Origin of the sequence: Planktotalea sp. (assembly GCF_050633725.1) — a bacterium.
GTDB lineage: Bacteria > Pseudomonadota > Alphaproteobacteria > Rhodobacterales > Rhodobacteraceae > Planktotalea.
The window spans coordinates 56465-73552 of record NZ_JBOEHB010000002.1 but is presented as its reverse complement, the minus strand read 5'-3'; the positions used below and the strand labels follow the sequence as shown (position 1 = coordinate 73552).

Sequence of the window (17088 nt, the reverse complement as noted above, 5' to 3'; positions counted from 1 at the left end):
CCATGTCACTAGGCCAGAAAATTACTTGGGACGATTCAGTCCTGCCGTTCCAATTGGATGCGTCCGATATCCGTGGCCGTGTTGCACGCCTTGATGGCGTGCTTGACGGTATTCTTGCACAACACAACTATCCCCCAGCTGTTGAAGCTTTGGTGGCTGAAATGGCTCTGCTGACGGCATTGATCGGGCAGACGATCAAGCTGCGCTGGAAGCTTTCGCTGCAGGTGCAGTCAAAAGGCGCGGTTCGTATGATCGCGACGGACTATTATGGTCCAACGGAGGAGGGTGAGCCGGCTCGTATAAGGGCCTACGCCAGCTTTGATGCGGATCGAATTACTGACGCGGCGCCGTTTGATCAGATCGGAGACGGCTATTTCGCAGTGATGATTGATCAGGGCGAAGGTACGAAGCCTTATCAGGGCATTACCCCTATTGCAGGTGGATCTCTTCGGTCCTGCGCAGAGGCGTATTTTGCGCAGTCAGAGCAAATTCCGACGCGGTTTGAGTTAAGTTTTGGCGTTTCCACAGAAGATGGCGAGCCACATTGGCGGGCAGGCGGTGTTATGCTTCAGCATATGCCCAAGGCGTCGCCATCTGTTGCTCCGGAGGCGACTGGTGCGGACGGCTTGCTCACAGCGCAGGATGTGGCCGCTGATGGTGACGATGGCGAAAACTGGACGCGTGCCAATGTCCTGCTTGATACGGTAGAAGAGTTGGAGCTCATCGGGCCTAGCATTTCGCCCGATGTTTTATTGCTGCGCCTTTTCAATGAAGAAGCACCGCGCGTTTATGATGCGCAACCTGTTCGATTTGGTTGCACTTGCTCTGAAGATCGCGTGCGCCAAAGTCTTTCGATTTATTCGGCAAAAGACATTGAGAAAATGACGATAGACGAGGGGCGCGTAACTGCGGATTGTCAGTTCTGCGGTGCTCATTACGACCTCGATCCTGCAACCGTAGGATTTGAGGCAAATGCTTAACGAAATTAAGCGTATCAAAGAAAAGCTGACGGAGGCGCGCGCGCCTTCGTCCGACTATGATCTAAACCCTGAAATTGCACTGCCAGAGGGGCGGCGTTTGCGCGCTGCTGCTGTTCTTATTGCGCTTATTCAAAAAGGCGATGATTGGCATGTAATCCTTACCATGCGATCCAGCGCGCTTAAGCATCATCCGGGGCAAATTGCTTTTCCAGGGGGTAAGCAAGATAGCACTGATTTGTCTTTGAGCGATACGGCGCTGCGTGAAGCAGAAGAGGAAATCGGGCTTTCACGAACGCAGGTGGAAATTTTAGGAAAGTTACCGACACATGAGACCGTGACGGGCTTTTCCGTCACTCCGATTGTTGGCGTGGTGACAGGTGAATTTACTGCCCTCCCCGAAAAGGGAGAGGTAGCAGAAGTGTTTACCGTACCGCTTGATTTCTTGACTCTCGACAGTGCCTTTCAAATTCAGTCACGGCGCTGGCTTCGTTCAAGGCGGTATTATTACACCATACCCTATGGCCCCTACTATATTTGGGGTGCCACTGCGAGGATGCTGCGCGTGTTTGCCGATGCGGTGGCGAAAAAGTGAGGGTTCAGGGCCCATGGATAGAGGATGCTGCGACGCAAGCTGTGTGTCACGCGCTAACCTCTCAAGGGTTCCAAGCGTTGTTTGTTGGCGGCTGTGTGCGCAACGCGCTCCTTGGCGTTGCTGTCACTGACATAGATATTGCAACGGACGCTTTGCCAGAAGATACGATGCGCTGCGCTAAGGATGCGGGTTTGCGCGCGATCCCCACAGGTCTTGAGCATGGTACAATCACCGTTGTGTCTGGCGGTATCGCCCACGAAATTACGACTTTTCGCGATGATGTTGAAACTGATGGCCGTCATGCGAAAGTGCGTTTTTCCAAGAGTGTCGCACATGATGCGGCGCGGCGTGATTTCACCATGAACGCAATCTATGCGCAGGCCAATGGTGACGTGATTGATCCTTTGGGTGGTCTTGCAGACCTAAATGCCCGCCACGTTCGATTCATCGGCAATGCGGACACGCGCATTCAGGAAGACTATTTGCGCAGCTTGCGTTTCTTTCGGTTTACAGCTTGGTATGGCAATTCCGCATTGGGAATAGATGCGGAAGGCTTGGCCTCGGTCGCTGCCAATTTGGATGGCTTGGATCAATTGTCTCGCGAACGCGTGGATACAGAGTTGATGAAGCTGCTGACGGCGCCCGATCCTTCACCCGCCATTGCAGCGATGCGAAGTGCAGGTGTTTTGGCGAAAGTTTTGATTGGCGCTGATGACAGAGCTTTGGCGCCGCTAGCTCATTATGAACAATCGCTTGGGCTAGCGCCGGACCCTGTTCGACGTCTTAGCGCTTTGGTCGGCACTCAGAATGCCGATGAGATGCGTCTAAGCAAAGCGGATAAAAAACGCTGGGCGATTTTGCGCGATGAAATCGGATCAATGAACTCAGCAGGCCACCTTGGCTATCTGCATGGCGCAAATCTGGCGCTAGATGTGTTGGTTCTACGCAGCGCGATTTTGGAACAGCCTGTTTCGGCACGAGACATTTCAAACGTGAAAAAAGGGGATGCTGCGCAGTTTCCCATCAAGGCCGCTGACCTGCCTGATTTGTCGGGGCGCGCGCTGGGCGCGCGTTTGAAAGAACTGGAAGCAGCTTGGATCAAGTCAGAATTCACGCTTTCGCGCGGTGATCTTTTGGACTGAAGCGCGCGCTGTCGGTCCCAGCTTTTGAAATGTGAAATACGCCTCTTTTGTTAACTTGGGCGTCATGACCTTGGCCTTGGCAGCTTTTTCGCTCATGGTCATCGCCTGACCCTTTAACGAAAGCTGATTGCAATGTTTCGCTTTTTCGAACGCCTTGTTGATCCCTATGTGAGTTTTCCAGAAACGGATACGCCGCCGCAAAAACTTTGGCCGTTCATGAAGGCTTATTCTCAGCCGTTTAAACGGGTCTTCTGGTTGGCTGGCATTATGTCGGTTGTCGTCGCTTTTGTAGAAATTTGGCTGATCTCCTACATGGGGCGTGTCATCGACATTCTACAGGGAGATCCCGCGCAAGTTTGGCAAACGTACAAAGTCGAATTCATTGTTGTCGGACTGTTCATTCTGTTCGTGCGACCAATTTTGCAAGGCATTGATGTCGCTTTGCTGAACAACACGATTTTACCGAATTTTGGAACGCTAATTCGCTGGCGCGCGCACAAACATGTACTGCGGCAATCGGTGGGTTGGTTTGAAAACGATTTCGCTGGGCGTATTGCGAACCGGATTATGCAAACGCCGCCCGCTGCGGGCGAGGCGGTGTTTCAGGTGTTCGATGCGATCACTTTTTCGCTTGCTTATGTTGTTGGCTCGGCTCTTTTGCTTGCGCAAGCTGACCCGCGTTTGGCGCTTCCCTTGATTGTGTGGCTTAGTCTCTACGGCGCTTTGGTGATGTGGACGATCAAACGGGTTGGACCTGCGTCACAAGCTGCGTCCGATGCGCGTTCAAACGTGACTGGCCGTGTTGTTGATGCATACACAAACATTCATTCCGTCAAGATGTTTAGTCATGGGTCACAAGAAATGGACTATGCCCAAGAAGCGATCGAGGAAGCGCGCCACACGTTCCAGATCGAAATGCGCATCTTCACAGTAATGGATGTGACTTTAGTCATGCTAAATGGCGTGTTGATAATCGGTATTGTTGGCGGTGCTGTTTGGCTTTGGATGCTAGGAGAGGCTTCTGTTGGCGTGGTTGCAGCGACCACAGCGCTGGCGCTGCGGTTGAATGCGATGACCGCTTGGATCATGTGGGCGCTTACCAGTTTCTTCCGCCAGCTTGGCGTTGTGAAGGAGGGCATGCAGACGATAGCGCAGCCGATTACATTGGTCGATACACAGGAAGCCAAAGCGCTGGAATTTCGAAGCGGGTTGATCGAAATAGACAAGCTTAGCCATCACTATGGGAGACAAACAGGAGGTTTAGACACTGTTTCCTTGCAAATTGAGCCGGGCCAAAAGATCGGACTAGTCGGGCGATCAGGCGCCGGGAAAAGTACGTTGGTTAAGTTGCTTCTGCGTTTTTACGATGCTGATGGGGGCCGCATTCTGATTGATGGGCAGGATATTTCTAAAGTCACACAAGACAGCCTTCGCGCGCAAATCGGAATGGTGCAACAGGATAGCTCGCTTCTGCATCGTTCAGTAAAAGAGAACATCGCTTATGGTCGACCCGATGCGAGTGAGGCCGACATCATCGCCGCAGCGAAAAAAGCGGAAGCGCATGATTTTATTCTGGGCCTTTCGGACGCCGAAGGGCGAAGTGGATATGATGCGCGGGTTGGTGAACGCGGGGTGAAGTTGTCAGGTGGTCAGCGCCAACGCATTACGCTGGCTAGGGTGATGCTAAAGGACGCGCCGATCTTGTTGCTCGATGAGGCTACGAGCGCGCTTGATAGCGAGGTGGAAGCCGCAATTCAAAGTACGCTCTATGGGATGATGACAGGGAAAACTGTGATCGCTATTGCGCATCGACTGTCGACCATTGCTCAGATGGACCGCATTTTGGTGCTTGATCACGGGCAGATCGTTGAAGATGGAAGCCACGATGAACTATTAGCTGGGCAGGGGCTATACGCCGAGTTCTGGGCGCGTCAATCTGGCGGATTTTTGAATGCCGAGGACACATGAAGAAAATTGAAAACTGGATTGAGGCGTTTCGCCCTTCGGATGGTCCGCCACCCAAAACGCTGAAGGCATTCATAGGCTGGTGCTTGTCCAGCGCTTGGCCAATGTTGATTTTGGCAGCGCTATTGTCCGCTGGCGCTGGCGCGATGGAGGCGGGAACTGCGCTAATTCTTGGGCTGGTTGTTGATGCGGTGGTCGCGACGGGTTCGGAGAATTTCTATACGCCCGTTAATATTACAATGGCTCTTTTTGCCATTGGCTTCTTCATCGTCGCGCGGCCTGTGATGTTTGCGCTGTCGTCTGGTGCAAACCATATTGTTGTGATGCCTAATATTGCAACGCTGGTTCAGTCGCGTTTGCACCGTTGGTCGCTTGGGCAATCCGTCACGTTTTTCGATGATGATTTTGCCGGGCGCATTGCGCAAAAACAGATGCAAACGGCGCGTGCGGTGACCGATGTTGTGTCGGAAACGATCAATGTTGTGGCGTTTGCCCTAGCGTCTTTGCTCGGTAGCTTCGCACTGTTGGGCGCAATTGATTGGCGAGTTGCCGGGTTCTTCCTGATTTGGTTGGTCTTCTATTTTGCGCTGATTGCTTGGTTCCTTCCCCGCATTCGTGTGCGCGCGGCGACGAGAGCGAATGCGCGGGCCGTTGTGTCAGGGCAGTTGGTCGATACGATTACCAATATTAAAACAGTTAAACTTTTTGCCCATGACGTGCATGAAGATGAAGTTGCGCTAGACGCCATGGCCAAGTTTCGCGCGCAGTCGTTGCACTATGGTTGGCTCGCAGCTGGGTTTCGATTTTGCCTAATGGTGATTGCGGGTATCCTGCCGGTGCTATTGATGGGCTCAGCGGTCTATTTTTGGCAGCTGGGACAAGCAACGCCAGGTGATATTGTAGCCGCTGGTGCAGTATCGATCCGCATTGCGCAAATGACGGGCTGGGTGTCGTTTACGCTGATGGCGATCTATTCGAATATTGGCGAGATCGAAGACGGAATGAACACATTAGCGGCACCTGTCAGAGTAGAGGATAGTGCGGATGCACACGAATTGGCGGTGCCAAATGGTGCAATCCAGTTTGACAACGTTAGTTTCCAATATGGCAATGCGCTGGGCGGTGTGTCTGATCTGAGTTTGAACATCAGAGCGGGTGAAAAGATCGGCATTGTTGGCGGGTCGGGTGCGGGGAAATCCACTTTGGTTTCGCTTCTACTTAGACTCTATGAGGCGGAACAGGGTCGCATTTTGATAGACGATCAACCCTTGCAAGACGTAACGCAAACATCGCTACGGCAGTCGATCGGTATGGTTACGCAAGAAACTGCCATGTTCAATCGCTCTGCACGCGAGAACATTCTCTATGGGCGTCATGGTGCAAGTGAGGCCGAAATGATCCATGCCGCTGAGCAAGCAGAGGCGCATGGATTTATCGCTGACTTGCGGGACGGCAAACAGCGCGCGGGATATGATGCGCATTTGGGTGAACGGGGCGTAAAGCTTTCGGGCGGTCAACGTCAACGCATTGCCCTAGCGCGTGCCATTTTGAAGGACGCACCGATCCTCGTGCTGGACGAAGCAACCAGCGCGCTTGATAGCGAAGTCGAGGCGTCGATCCAAAGTGCGCTAGAGCGAGCGATGGAGGGAAAGACAGTGCTTGCGATTGCGCACCGACTTTCGACGCTTTCGCAGATGGACCGCATCATTGTTTTGGACCAAGGGCGCATTGTTGAGGATGGCACCCATGATAGCCTCTTGAGCAAAGACGGGCTTTATGCGCGGTATTGGAATCGACAGTCTGGCGGGTTTATCGACGTGCGTTCTGCTTCGAAATAAGGCACTAGCGCGGGTATGGAAGAATTTCTGATTGAACGTTTAGGGCATCAAGGCGACGGGATCGCCGTTGGTCCTGTTTTTGCGCCGCGCACTTTGCCAGGTGAGCGCGTGCATGGCATTCGCAATGGGGATCGTTTGAGTGATGTGAAGATCATCGAACCTTCCGAAACGCGTGTTTCACCCGTTTGCAAGCATTACAAAAGCTGTGGCGGGTGTTCGCTGCAACATGCGGCTGAACCCTTTGTAGCGGACTACAAGCAGCAGATTGTTCAAAGTGCGCTTGAGGCACATGGGATCAAGACTGAGTTGCGCCCGATCGAAACGTCGCCTGCGCAAAGCCGCCGCCGCGCTACATTTGCAGTCCGGCGCACCAAGAAAGGCGCGCTTTGGGGGTTTCATTCACGCGGATCTGACACGGTAATCGCTGTGCCTGACTGTCAACTTGTTCAGAAAGATCTGTTGTTGGTCGCGCCTTTGCTCGATGATTTGGCGTTGATCGGCGGTTCTCGCAAGGGTGAGATGGCCGTGACTGTTACGACGTCTGAAGTTGGGTTGGATGTGTTTGTGAAAGGCGGCAAACCGCTGGATCGCGAATTGACGCTTGGGCTGTCAGGATTGGTGGAAAAGCACCAACTCGCGCGATTGACGTGGGACGATGAGGTCATCGGCATGCGCAATCCTCCGTTTCAGCGGTTTGGCAGCGCGCGCGTTACTCCGCCGCCCGGTGCCTTCCTGCAAGCGACCCATCATGGGCAGGACGTTCTGACAAATGCAGTGATGGAAGCTGTCAGCGGTGCGCGCGGCGTTGATCTGTTTGCAGGTTGCGGCACGTTTACTTTGCCGCTCGCAGAGCGCTCTGAAATGTTAGGTGTCGAGGGCGACAAGGCCATGACGCAGGCGTTGGATGCAGGTTGGCGCAAAGCGAGCGGACTAAAGAAGGTCCAAGCCGTTGCGCGCGATTTGTTCCGTCGACCGTTAATGCCAGACGAATTAAAGCACTTTGATTTTGCGGTTCTTGATCCACCACGTGCTGGTGCAGAGGCGCAAATCGCAGAAATCACCCAAAGTGCTTTGAGTGAGATTGCTTATGTCTCCTGCAACCCGGTGACATTCGCACGGGACGCCAAAACGCTAATAGACACTGGATTTTGCCTAGAATGGGTGCAGGTCGTGGATCAATTTCGTTGGTCACCGCATGTAGAGCTTGCAGCGAAGTTCGCGCGCGCACATATGCAGGGCTGAGATTTAGCTGGGACTTCACATGCAGAAAACGATCAACGCTTGGCTTGAAAAGCCGCTTACCCAGAATTTCATCATCGGCGTTATTGTTCTGAACGCCGTGGTGCTGGGTCTAGAAACGTCAGAGCAAGTGATGGGCCGAATAGGCGGGCTGATTTCTGCGATTGATACACTTTGCCTCGCGATCTTTGTGGTTGAAATTGTCGCAAAGCTCTTTGCTCGTGGTGGTCGGTTTTTCCGCGATGGCTGGAATGTGTTTGACTTTGTGATTGTTGGCATTGCGCTTGTGCCTTCTGCGGGCGCGTTCTCTGTTTTGCGAGCGTTGCGTATCTTGAGGGTCTTGCGTGTTGTGTCTGCCGCACCCCGTCTTCGCCGCGTTGTAGAGGGTTTCATCACCGCGTTGCCCGGAATGGGCAGTGTGTTCTTGCTGATGTCGATCATCTTTTACATCGGCGCTGTGATGGCAACAAAGCTGTTCGGAGCGACCTTTCCTCAGTGGTTCGGCTCGCTTGGGCAATCGGGATATACGTTGTTCCAGATCATGACATTGGAAAGCTGGTCGATGGGCATCGTGCGCCCTGTGATGGAAGCCTACCCCTATGCTTGGGCGTTCTTTGTCCCCTTCATTTTGGTAACGACGTTTGCTGTCGTAAACTTGTTGGTTGGTTTGATTGTGAACTCGATGCAAGACGCGCACCAAGAAGAAGATGTTCAGCGCACGGATGCCTATCGCGACGATGTGTTGGAGCGATTGAATGCGATCGAGGCGCTGCTGCAGGACGCTGCCAAGTCACAAAACCGGCACGAGTGACGAAAGTCGTTTGAGAGATGCCCGATAAGGTTTAAGAAGAGTGCAACTATAAAGCGCAGTATTTTTCAGGGCAGATTTTCAATGAAAAGACGTATTTTTCTTCTTTCGGCAGCATCAGCGTTCGTGCTGACAGCCTGTGCGAGCAAATTTAAGCGATACAACGGCCCACGCGTAACCCGAGTGATTGTCTACAAGGGTCAACGCAAAATGCACTTGATGCATAAAGGCAAAGCGTTGCGCAGTTACGATATCGGACTGGGCTTTGCACCCTATGAGCACAAACGTGAAGAAGGTGACGGACGTACGCCCGAAGGTGAGTACATCATTGATCGGCGCAACCCGAATTCAAAGTTTCATCTCTCGCTTGGGATTGATTACCCCAATGCCCAAGACGTAGCCAAAGCGCGCGCGGCAGGGGTTAGCCCGGGTGGAGATATCTTTATTCACGGACGCCCCAGCATCTACGCGAGCGGCGGACGTGACTGGACGGCAGGTTGTATCGCGGTAACCAACAAGGAAATGGAACGGATCTATGCCATGGTAAAAAATGGCACGCCTATCTCTATTTATCCGTGATTAGTTCGCTGCGAGCTGAAGGCTTCCTGTTGGTGCGCCAGTAACCAAGGTCCACCAGATTTTACCCGATTGCTCTTGGAAGTAGGAAAAGCCCATATGGGTGGCTGTTTTGTCCATGATCACATTGCGTGTGCTTGGGTCTTCCATCCATGCACCGAGTGTCTCTAGTTCTGATTCATAGGTTTCAGAAATATTCTCGCCCTTGAGTTGGCCGAAATATCCGACGCGGCGCACGCGATCAATTGGCGAGGAGCCGTCGGAGCCAAAATGCCAAGGACGGTTTTGAATCGACATGTCCCGTGAATGGGTCGCCGCGGCAGCATTTAGTTTTGCATCAAGCTGAAGTGGTGCTGCACCAGAGGCCTGACGCAGAGAGTTGATCGAGTCGAGCATCCGGAACTGGATTTTCGATGAATCGCCAGAACCGATACGGTAGACTTTGGGTAATGGTTTTCCGTCAGGCGCAATGGTTGTTTGTTGCGATCCGCCACAGGCAGATAGGGCGAGTGTTGCCGAAACAAGAAGAAAACCGATGCGCTTCATAGTATAGTACCCCAACTGAATTTGCTTAGGACTACTCTTCAATGCGTTGCGATTCAAACCCACAATCGGTTTTGAATCGCACAAACACGTGCGTTTGAATTGCGAGTGAGGCTTTCGCGCACTAACGTAAGCCCGAAAAGACGTAGGTCTAAATTGGAGAGTAAGATGAGTGGCAACCAAAAGAGTGTGCTGGATCGACGTAGTTTTATCGGTGCGGCGGGCGCATCTTTGCTCGCGGCACCTGCAATTGCGCAGCAAGCAGGGCAACCGAGCACGGGCACTGTTGAGATCGAACAAGACATCAGCCAAGCGGTGCGCCGGAATATTTCCAGCTTTCGCACGCTGGATTGGCGCCCATATTTCACGAATTTGAACAACGGGGCGATTCTTGTCGATATCTCGAGTCGCGCTTTGCACTATTGGTCCGCAGACGGTGCGACCTACAAATTGTACCCGTCGTCCGTTCCTTTAACACCTGACCTGACGAAAAAGGGTCGCACTAAAATTGTTCGCAAAGTTGAAGGTCCTACATGGCGCCCAACTCCGTCGATGAAAAAGCGCAATCCGGAGTGGCCAGACTTTGTTCCTGCAGGGCCAGATAATCCACTTGGAACACATGCATTGTATCTGAGTTGGACATATTATCGCATTCACGGCACGCATGATACACGCAAAATTGGTCGTCGCTCATCCAATGGGTGTATTGGCCTTTACAACGAGCATATCGCTGAGCTGTTCAGCTTCGCCAAAGTAGGCACACAAGTGTTGCTTATTTGACGACATTGGGGCGATCTTGAGTCTTACCGTGAAAAGATGGGTTTGCATTCCGCGATAATACCTGTTTAGAACGGGTTACGAGGTTTAAGTCTTGGGTGCTTGTTGTCTATAAAATGGGCAATAGGCAAATTTCTAGAGGATAGTACTATGAAAAAAATCGCACTTGCCGCTGCTCTGTCTGTTGCTGCTTCCACTGCCTTCGCTGGCAACATGGCTGCACCAGTAATGGAAGCTCCAATCATCGTTGAAGAAGCAGCAGCTGGCTCTTCTTCTTCCGGCATCCTGGTTCCACTGCTCATTCTTGCAGTAGTTGCAGCAGCTGCAGCTAGCTAAGCTTACGCTTAGAAGCTAAAGTTTCGAAAGGCGGTGCTTCGGTGCCGCCTTTTTCTATTTTGCGAACCGTTTCCTAATTGAGTGCGCTATGCGCACACAGGTTTGGCATGTCTTAAAAGACATGCGGATTGCCTCCGGCGGGGATATTTCTGGAAAGAGGAAGGTCTGGGGGGTTAGTCCAGCCAACCTTTCAAGTTCTCTTGGATCACAGATGAAAGCGCTGAGATATGTGCGGGATCATCGTTGAGACATGGGATATAGGTGAAGTGCTCACCACCCGCTTCTTCAAAGCTCTCTTTGATTTCCTCATTGATCTCTTCAAGCGTTTCGATGCAGTCGGCTGAAAAAGCGGGCGCGATGACAGCTATATTTTTCTTGCCATCTTCGCTTGCGAGACGAGCCACTTCGTCGACTGTATAAGGCTTGAGCCACTCTTCCGGTCCGAACTGAGATTGGAAGGTTGTGGTTATAGCTGTGTCAGGCCATCCAAGACGTTCTTTCAGCAGGCGCGTCGTTTTTTGGCACTGGCAGTGATATGGATCGCCTTCTTGCAAGTAGCGCTGTGGCAGACCGTGATAAGAACATACAAGAATATCTGGCTTTTTGTCGGCCGCCTCATAGGCGCGCTCAACGGACTGCGCGAGCGCTTCGATATATTGCGGGTGTTCGAAATAGGGCTCGATCGTTCGGCTGGCGGGTTGCCATTTCTCTTCCATCAGCACTCGAAAGAACTGATCATTCGCCGTTGCTGACGTCGCGCCTGCATATTGTGGGTAGAGCGGGACAAACAGGATTTTGGTGCAACCCGCATCGATCATCGCACGCACTTTGCTCTTGGTGGATGGGTTGCCATAGCGCATGCAGAAGTCAACCATGACATTGTCGCCATAGCGGGCCTTCATGCTTTCGGTGATCGCAGCTGTTTGCTGTTTGGTGATGGTCATCAGTGGACTTTCGTCCGCTTCGTTGTTCCAGATCGTGCGATAAGCAGCGCCTGAGGTGAAGGGACGCTTGGTCAGGATAATCAGCTGTAGCAGCGGTTGCCATTTCCAAGGTGAATAGTCGATCACGCGACGATCCGAGAGGAATTCATTGAGATAGCGACGCATGGACCAGTAATCGGTGTTATCTGGCGTTCCTAGATTGGAGAGCAAAACACCGACTTTTGGCGCTGGAATCTTCGGGTGATCGCTTGGCGCATGGGCTGGGCAGATCGCGGGGATCGTTGCATCTGGCATGTTGGCTCGCTCTGTTTGGATTGGCGTTGTGATGAGATATGCAGAATTTGAGATAGGTCAATCGCGCAGAGGCGTTTCTTGGGTTTTTAGTGCTTCAGCGAGGCGGGTTGTCGCAGAACCGGGCCGCAAAGGTTTGGGTTGGCTTGCTGACGGTGCCCATCCTGAGAGAAACAGAAACTCGAAGGTGGCGATGATTTTGCCGTTTTCAGCAAAGTTTTCCATATAAATTTCCGCACAGCGCTCGAATACAGAGCGTTTCGTCGGGTGGCGTAAGCGCGCATTGAGTGCATTGGTTTCGCCAAACTTGCGAAGATCGTGCATCAAGTGAAAGGCACTGGTGTAGCTGGTTTTGATTGTCACGCTGTCAGCGACGGGGAGAGCAAGACCCGCGCGTTGGAGCAATGCGCCAAGGTCGCGGATTTCACCCATAGGGGCGATGCGCGGTGAAAGACCGCCCGTAATTTCGCTTTCGGCTTGGGCAAGGGAGGCGCGCAATTCGTGCAAGGTTTGTCCGCCAAGACAAACCGCTTGGAACAACCCGTCTGGACGAAGTGCGCGCGTGCTTTGGATGATTTGGCCAACCGGATCGTTGGCCCAGTGCAATGCCATGAAGTGAATCGCGAGATCATGCTCTTGTTGGGTAACATCAAGAGTTTCGGAATCCGCGACCATCTTGGCCTTTTCAAGAAATGCTGGCGCGGGTCCAATGAGCAAGGGGTTTGTAAACGTCCTGTTAACCAGACTCAGGCGATCAAGGCACTCTTCCTGAGCAATATCGCGCAGGAAGTTGTCGCAGGCGCGGGCGCGGTTGCGGATCAGTGCAGAGCGATCTGTCAAGAGTGGTGGAGTTTGCATATGCCCTCTCTTATTGCGCGCAGCGCTGGGTTTCAAACCCTCATCCATGCGGTTTTTCCGCCAGAGTGTTTGTCTTGCCGAGCGCGCGTTGCAAGCGATGACGGGCTTTGTGGCCCTTGTTGGCGCGATACTGCGTTCATTTCTGGCGCTGTTTGTGATGCTTGCGGCGTTCCTTTGCGCGGTGATGTTCAGAGCGGTGACAGGTGCGACGAATGCCTGCGAGTCGCGCGCCCATGGTCGCAGGGGCGATCGGCGCTTTTGTATAAAGATCGCGCGCGGGCGCTGGTTTTGGGACTGAAACACGGGGATCGCCACGACATTGTGCGCCCTGTTGCGCGCTGGATGGCGCGCGCGTCGCAGGATATTCTGCGGGAGAACATGGTGATTGCCCCTGTGCCACTGCATTGGTCGCGCATGATCCAGCGACGCTACAACCAATCGGGACTGATCGCTCAGGCTATGGCAAGGGAGCTGAACATATCCTATTGCGCTGATTTGCTATTGCGGACTCGTTCAACGGCTTCATTGGACGGAAAATCACGAGACGAGCGGTTTCGCGAGGTTTCCGACGCAATTTCCCCCAATCCCAAACGCAAACAGAGGATAGAGGGGCGATCTGTTTTGCTGGTTGATGATGTAATGACCTCAGGAGCAACTCTCGCGGCCTGCACAGAGGCTTGCATAAATGCACAAGCGAGTGAGGTTTGCGTTGTTACCCTAGCGCGCGTGGCAAAGGATGATTAACTTGTGGTTAATCTGACAAGAAAGACCAAAACCCATGAAACAAGTAGAGATCTACACTTCGCCGCTTTGCGGCTTTTGCCACGCAGCTAAACGCTTGCTGAAATCCAAAGGCGTAAACTATTCGGAAGTGGATGTTCTTGTGCATCCGACACGCAAGGCTGAGATGATTCAGCGCGCGAATGGGGGGCGCACGGTTCCACAGATATTTATCGGCGACGAACATGTTGGCGGATGTGATGAATTGCATGCGCTCGAGCGCGCGGGCAAGTTAGATGCAATGCTGGCTGCTTGATGTTAGCGGCGCTAATTCAAACAACGTCTAGCGATGATCCGCGCGAGAACCTCGCGCGGATTTCGGCGCAGATACGGGGTGCCGTAAACGACGGCGCTGGTTTCGTGCTTACGCCAGAAGTAAGCAATTGCCTGTCTTCTAGCCGTTCTCATCAAAATGCCGTTTTGCAGCATGAAGCGGCGGATATTTCGCTGGCAGCTTATAGGGCTTTGGCGGCAGAGCTTGGAATTCATCTGCTAATCGGCTCGCTTGCGCTTAAGACCGAGGATGCGGACGGACGTTTCGCCAACCGATCTGTTTTGATCGGTCCTGATGGCTTAGTCACCGCGCGCTACGACAAGATCCATATGTTTGATGTGGATGTCACCAAGGAAGAAACCTATCGCGAATCTGATGGGTATCGCCCGGGAAATAGGGCGGTTGTGGCACAAACGCCGTTCGCAACATTGGGGCTGAGTATTTGCTACGATGTGCGCTTTGCCTATCTTTATCGCGCATTGGCCAAGGCTGGCGCGGAGATTTTGACGGTACCTGCGGCGTTTTCCTATGTCACGGGGGCGGCGCATTGGGAAACTTTGCTACGCGCGCGCGCGATTGAGACGGGGTGCTATGTTCTTGCGCCTGCGCAGACGGGGCTTCATGAGGCGAGCGTTGGCAAACCACGCAAAACTTTTGGGCATTCTTTGGCAATTTCTCCGTGGGGAGAGATTTTGGGGGATGGCGGCACAGATGTTGGCACGGTCTTAGTTGAAATCGATCGCAATGAAGTGGCAAAAGCACGGGGGAAGATTGCGGCGCTTGGCCACGATCGTAAGTTTGAAGGTCCGTAATGATTGATGAGGCAAACGCCCTCGCTGTGATGTTGCTCAGTGAAATTCTGACAACGGATCAATTGCTGCGTACGCGGCTTGGGCGCGTCTTGCCAAAAGGAATGGAGATTTCACATTTCTCTGTGCTCAATCAGCTCGCAAGCCAATCTGGCGAACGCACACCTGCGCAATTGGCCAAAAGCATGCACCTGACGCGTGGAGCGATGACCAACACGCTCGGCAAGTTAGAGTGGGCAGGGTATATTCATATCCGCCCTGACTGGGATGATGCGCGGCGCAAGCTCGTTTCGCTTAGTCCAGCAGGGCGCGCCGCGCGTGACGCAGCGCTTGTTGGCATGGAGCCCGTGATCGCAGGCATCGTTAGCGATATGGGCAGCGACAAGATACGAACCGTGCTGCCGATTATTCGCGAACTCCGCCTTAAGCTTGAATAACGTTACGCAGGTTTCGTACTTGCGGTGACGTAGTTCACACTCAGATCTCGATCTGAGATGCTCCAGCTCCAAAGCACTGGATTGAATACAAACCCTTTGCGATCAACGGGCGTTACGCCAGATTTCTCAAGCAGATCATACAGCTCATCAGGCGTAATGAACTTGTTCCATTCATGTGTTCCCTTCGGGAGCCAGCGCATGATCACTTCGGCGCCAACAATAGCAACTGCATAGCTCTTTGGGTTGCGATTGATGGTTGAGCAAAGATGCAAGCCTGCAGGTTTCAATAGTTGCTGGCATGCAGTGAGATACGCCAGCGGGTCGGCGACGTGTTCGACAACTTCCATGTTTATGACGACATCAAACTGCTCTCCAGCTTCCGCCATCGCTTCGGCAGTGGTGTTGCGGTAATCAATTGTCAGGCCAGATTGTTCAGCATGGATTTGCGCCACGGGAATGTTGCCTGATGCTGCATCCGCGCCAACGACAGTTGCGCCAAGGCGCGCCATTGGCTCAGAGAGCAAGCCGCCACCGCAGCCAATATCAAGTATGCGCAGACCCTTGAACGGTTCGGGTGCTGTGAGGTCGCGATCAAACTCGCCGGCGATTTGACGGGTGATGTAATCCAAACGGCAGGGATTAAGCATATGAAGGGGTTTGAACTTGCCCTTGGGATCCCACCATTCAGCGGCCATAGCTTCAAACTTTGCGACCTCAGCGGGGTCAACTGTGGTTTGTGCGGTTTGCATTCCTGTCTCCGTATGCTCAATTGGGCGCGACTAGCCCTAAGGGGTATATAGGATGGATATGGATAAAATCTCAGGCCAAAAGAGCGCGGTACATTATCTTTACCCGCAAATTGATCCCTTTGATCAACGGATGATGGATATGCCGGGTGGTCATACGATCTATGTTGAGCAATGTGGTAACCCGAATGGGATACCTGTGATCGTTTTACATGGTGGCCCGGGTGGGGGCTGTAGCCCGTCGATGCGGCGCTATTTTGATCCAAAGGTTTATCGTGTTGTGTTGTTTGATCAGCGTGGCTGTGGGCGTTCACGCCCCTACGCAAGTGTTGAGAACAATACGACTTGGGATCTTGTTGCTGACATCGAACGTATTCGCGAAGTCTTGGACATTGAAAAATTCATTGTTTTTGGCGGAAGCTGGGGCGCAACACTTTCGCTGATTTACGCTCAAACCCATCCAGAGCGCGTCGCGCAGTTGGTTTTGCGCGGTGTCTTTTTGATGATGCAGCGAGAACTTGAGTGGTTTTATGGTGGTGGCGCTGGGCAGTTTTGGCCGGAAGCTTGGCAAGAGTTTGTGAGCCCCATCCCAGAAGCGGAGCGCGATGACATGATCGGTGCCTATCACCGACGGCTGTTTGGTGGAGATCACGCAACCGAAGTGCGCTTTGGCAAGGCGTGGTCGAAATGGGAAAATGCGCTGGCTTCTGTCGCTTCGAATGGACAAAGCGGTGACGCGCCCGGCGAATATGCGCGCGCGTTTGCGCGACTTGAGAACCACTATTTCGTGCATGGAGGGTTCTTGGAATCAGATGGCCAGATTTTGGAAAACGTTAGACGCATTGCGCATATTCCAGCAGTGATAGTTCAGGGGCGGTACGATATGATTTGTCCTCCCCGATCCGCATTTGAAGTGGCGCAAGCATGCCCGAATGCCGAGCTGAGAATGGTGCGGGATGCTGGTCATGCTTTGAGTGAACCCGGAATCAGTGCGGAATTGGTCGGTGCGATGGATGAAATTGCGCAACGATATAAATAATGAGGACCGCCTGAAATCAGGCGGCCCCTACTGAGAACGGATCACTAGCAAACGAGAATTGCACGCATAAAGTGCATTTCCTGTCGATCAAGTATCCCATGGGGAGATAGGGAT

19 protein-coding genes are annotated in these 17088 nt (G+C 52.9%); 15 read left to right on the top strand and 4 right to left on the bottom strand.

The window, feature by feature from the left end; all coding sequences use genetic code 11:
- Nucleotides 1-2: 2 nt before the first annotated feature.
- The 8 genes from ACRBCU_RS02540 (at nt 3) to ACRBCU_RS02505 (ending at nt 9143) form a co-directional block, all read left to right on the top strand.
- A complete protein-coding gene (locus ACRBCU_RS02540; protein ID WP_431363793.1) occupies nt 3-980 on the top strand; it encodes an Hsp33 family molecular chaperone HslO in 978 nt (325 codons plus the stop codon).
- Nucleotides 973-1572, top strand: coding sequence for a CoA pyrophosphatase (locus tag ACRBCU_RS02535; protein ID WP_431363792.1), 600 nt, complete (start codon nt 973-975; stop codon nt 1570-1572). The genes ACRBCU_RS02540 and ACRBCU_RS02535 overlap by 8 nt, the downstream gene beginning before the upstream one ends.
- Nucleotides 1569-2714, top strand: coding sequence for a CCA tRNA nucleotidyltransferase (locus tag ACRBCU_RS02530; protein ID WP_431363791.1), 1146 nt, complete (start codon nt 1569-1571; stop codon nt 2712-2714). Before ACRBCU_RS02535 ends, ACRBCU_RS02530 begins: the two co-directional genes overlap by 4 nt.
- Nucleotides 2715-2846: 132 nt before the next feature.
- A complete protein-coding gene (locus ACRBCU_RS02525; RefSeq protein ID WP_431363790.1) occupies nt 2847-4682 on the top strand; it encodes an ABC transporter ATP-binding protein in 1836 nt (611 codons plus the stop codon).
- Nucleotides 4679-6517 (top strand): ABC transporter ATP-binding protein, encoded by a 1839-nt coding sequence (locus tag ACRBCU_RS02520; RefSeq protein WP_431363789.1) that lies wholly within the window; start codon nt 4679-4681, stop codon nt 6515-6517. The genes ACRBCU_RS02525 and ACRBCU_RS02520 overlap by 4 nt, the downstream gene beginning before the upstream one ends.
- A gap of 15 nt (nt 6518-6532) precedes the next feature.
- The gene (locus ACRBCU_RS02515; protein WP_431363788.1) at nt 6533-7759 is read left to right on the top strand and encodes a class I SAM-dependent RNA methyltransferase; all 1227 of its coding nucleotides are present in this window, start codon (nt 6533-6535) and stop codon (nt 7757-7759) included.
- 19 nt (nt 7760-7778) lie between these two features.
- On the top strand, nt 7779-8567 hold the full coding sequence (locus ACRBCU_RS02510; RefSeq protein ID WP_431363787.1) for an ion transporter: 789 nt from the start codon (nt 7779-7781) through the stop codon (nt 8565-8567).
- An 81-nt stretch (nt 8568-8648) separates the two neighbouring features.
- A complete protein-coding gene (locus ACRBCU_RS02505) occupies nt 8649-9143 on the top strand; it encodes a L,D-transpeptidase family protein (protein WP_431363786.1) in 495 nt (164 codons plus the stop codon).
- On the opposite strand, the gene ACRBCU_RS02500 is transcribed toward ACRBCU_RS02505, so the two are convergent.
- The gene (locus ACRBCU_RS02500) at nt 9144-9686 is read right to left on the bottom strand and encodes a CAP domain-containing protein (RefSeq protein ID WP_431363785.1); all 543 of its coding nucleotides are present in this window, start codon (nt 9684-9686) and stop codon (nt 9144-9146) included.
- A gap of 165 nt (nt 9687-9851) precedes the next feature.
- On the opposite strand from ACRBCU_RS02500, the gene ACRBCU_RS02495 reads away from it, so the two are divergent.
- Both ACRBCU_RS02495 and ACRBCU_RS02490 read left to right on the top strand, forming a co-directional pair.
- Nucleotides 9852-10463 (top strand): L,D-transpeptidase, encoded by a 612-nt coding sequence (locus ACRBCU_RS02495; protein ID WP_431363784.1) that lies wholly within the window; start codon nt 9852-9854, stop codon nt 10461-10463.
- Between the two features lie 147 nt (nt 10464-10610).
- Entirely contained in the window at nt 10611-10796 is a 186-nt protein-coding gene (locus ACRBCU_RS02490) for a hypothetical protein (protein WP_431363783.1), read from the top strand.
- 173 nt (nt 10797-10969) lie between these two features.
- Here ACRBCU_RS02490 and hemH read toward each other — a convergent pair whose 3' ends face one another.
- The gene (gene hemH, locus ACRBCU_RS02485) at nt 10970-12034 is read right to left on the bottom strand and encodes a ferrochelatase (protein WP_431363782.1); all 1065 of its coding nucleotides are present in this window, start codon (nt 12032-12034) and stop codon (nt 10970-10972) included.
- A 57-nt stretch (nt 12035-12091) separates the two neighbouring features.
- Entirely contained in the window at nt 12092-12889 is a 798-nt protein-coding gene (locus tag ACRBCU_RS02480; RefSeq protein WP_431363781.1) for an SAM-dependent methyltransferase, read from the bottom strand.
- Here ACRBCU_RS02480 and ACRBCU_RS02475 point away from each other — a divergent pair, their 5' ends adjacent.
- The 4 genes from ACRBCU_RS02475 to ACRBCU_RS02460 are packed head-to-tail and all read left to right on the top strand — an operon-like array spanning nt 12890 to nt 15189.
- Nucleotides 12890-13633 carry a ComF family protein gene (locus ACRBCU_RS02475; protein WP_431363780.1) on the top strand — a complete coding sequence of 248 codons (744 nt, stop codon included), beginning with the start codon at nt 12890-12892 and terminating at the stop codon, nt 13631-13633. It abuts the gene before it with no gap.
- Between the two features lie 34 nt (nt 13634-13667).
- The gene (gene grxC, locus ACRBCU_RS02470) at nt 13668-13925 is read left to right on the top strand and encodes a glutaredoxin 3 (RefSeq protein ID WP_431363779.1); all 258 of its coding nucleotides are present in this window, start codon (nt 13668-13670) and stop codon (nt 13923-13925) included.
- Nucleotides 13925-14755, top strand: a complete 831-nt coding sequence (locus ACRBCU_RS02465; protein ID WP_431363778.1) for a carbon-nitrogen hydrolase family protein — start codon at nt 13925-13927, stop codon at nt 14753-14755. Before grxC ends, ACRBCU_RS02465 begins: the two co-directional genes overlap by 1 nt.
- Nucleotides 14755-15189: a MarR family winged helix-turn-helix transcriptional regulator gene (locus ACRBCU_RS02460; protein WP_431363777.1), complete on the top strand. Its 435-nt coding sequence runs from the start codon at nt 14755-14757 to the stop codon at nt 15187-15189. Before ACRBCU_RS02465 ends, ACRBCU_RS02460 begins: the two co-directional genes overlap by 1 nt.
- Nucleotides 15190-15191: 2 nt before the next feature.
- Here ACRBCU_RS02460 and ubiG read toward each other — a convergent pair whose 3' ends face one another.
- A complete protein-coding gene (ubiG, locus tag ACRBCU_RS02455; protein WP_431363776.1) occupies nt 15192-15938 on the bottom strand; it encodes a bifunctional 2-polyprenyl-6-hydroxyphenol methylase/3-demethylubiquinol 3-O-methyltransferase UbiG in 747 nt (248 codons plus the stop codon).
- 58 nt (nt 15939-15996) lie between these two features.
- On the opposite strand from ubiG, the gene pip reads away from it, so the two are divergent.
- The gene (gene pip / locus ACRBCU_RS02450) at nt 15997-16974 is read left to right on the top strand and encodes a prolyl aminopeptidase (protein WP_431363998.1); all 978 of its coding nucleotides are present in this window, start codon (nt 15997-15999) and stop codon (nt 16972-16974) included.
- The last annotated feature ends 114 nt before the right edge of the window (nt 16975-17088 follow it).

Bases quoted from the DNA above. Each gene is read 5' to 3' on its own strand.
- ACRBCU_RS02540 (WP_431363793.1), top strand. From the start codon at position 3: ATGTCACTAGGCCAGAAAATTACTTGGGACGATTCAGTCCTGCCGTTC.
- ACRBCU_RS02535 (WP_431363792.1), top strand. From the start codon at position 973: ATGCTTAACGAAATTAAGCGTATCAAAGAAAAGCTGACGGAGGCGCGC.
- ACRBCU_RS02525 (WP_431363790.1), top strand. From the start codon at position 2,847: ATGTTTCGCTTTTTCGAACGCCTTGTTGATCCCTATGTGAGTTTTCCA.
- ACRBCU_RS02520 (WP_431363789.1), top strand. From the start codon at position 4,679: ATGAAGAAAATTGAAAACTGGATTGAGGCGTTTCGCCCTTCGGATGGT.
- ACRBCU_RS02515 (WP_431363788.1), top strand. From the start codon at position 6,533: ATGGAAGAATTTCTGATTGAACGTTTAGGGCATCAAGGCGACGGGATC.
- ACRBCU_RS02510 (WP_431363787.1), top strand. From the start codon at position 7,779: ATGCAGAAAACGATCAACGCTTGGCTTGAAAAGCCGCTTACCCAGAAT.
- ACRBCU_RS02505 (WP_431363786.1), top strand. From the start codon at position 8,649: ATGAAAAGACGTATTTTTCTTCTTTCGGCAGCATCAGCGTTCGTGCTG.
- ACRBCU_RS02500 (WP_431363785.1), bottom strand. From the start codon at position 9,686: ATGAAGCGCATCGGTTTTCTTCTTGTTTCGGCAACACTCGCCCTATCT.
- ACRBCU_RS02495 (WP_431363784.1), top strand. From the start codon at position 9,852: ATGAGTGGCAACCAAAAGAGTGTGCTGGATCGACGTAGTTTTATCGGT.
- ACRBCU_RS02490 (WP_431363783.1), top strand. From the start codon at position 10,611: ATGAAAAAAATCGCACTTGCCGCTGCTCTGTCTGTTGCTGCTTCCACT.
- hemH (WP_431363782.1), bottom strand. From the start codon at position 12,034: ATGCCAGATGCAACGATCCCCGCGATCTGCCCAGCCCATGCGCCAAGC.
- ACRBCU_RS02480 (WP_431363781.1), bottom strand. From the start codon at position 12,889: ATGCAAACTCCACCACTCTTGACAGATCGCTCTGCACTGATCCGCAAC.
- ACRBCU_RS02475 (WP_431363780.1), top strand. From the start codon at position 12,890: ATGCCCTCTCTTATTGCGCGCAGCGCTGGGTTTCAAACCCTCATCCAT.
- grxC (WP_431363779.1), top strand. From the start codon at position 13,668: ATGAAACAAGTAGAGATCTACACTTCGCCGCTTTGCGGCTTTTGCCAC.
- ACRBCU_RS02465 (WP_431363778.1), top strand. From the start codon at position 13,925: ATGTTAGCGGCGCTAATTCAAACAACGTCTAGCGATGATCCGCGCGAG.
- ACRBCU_RS02460 (WP_431363777.1), top strand. From the start codon at position 14,755: ATGATTGATGAGGCAAACGCCCTCGCTGTGATGTTGCTCAGTGAAATT.
- ubiG (WP_431363776.1), bottom strand. From the start codon at position 15,938: ATGCAAACCGCACAAACCACAGTTGACCCCGCTGAGGTCGCAAAGTTT.
- pip (WP_431363998.1), top strand. From the start codon at position 15,997: ATGGATAAAATCTCAGGCCAAAAGAGCGCGGTACATTATCTTTACCCG.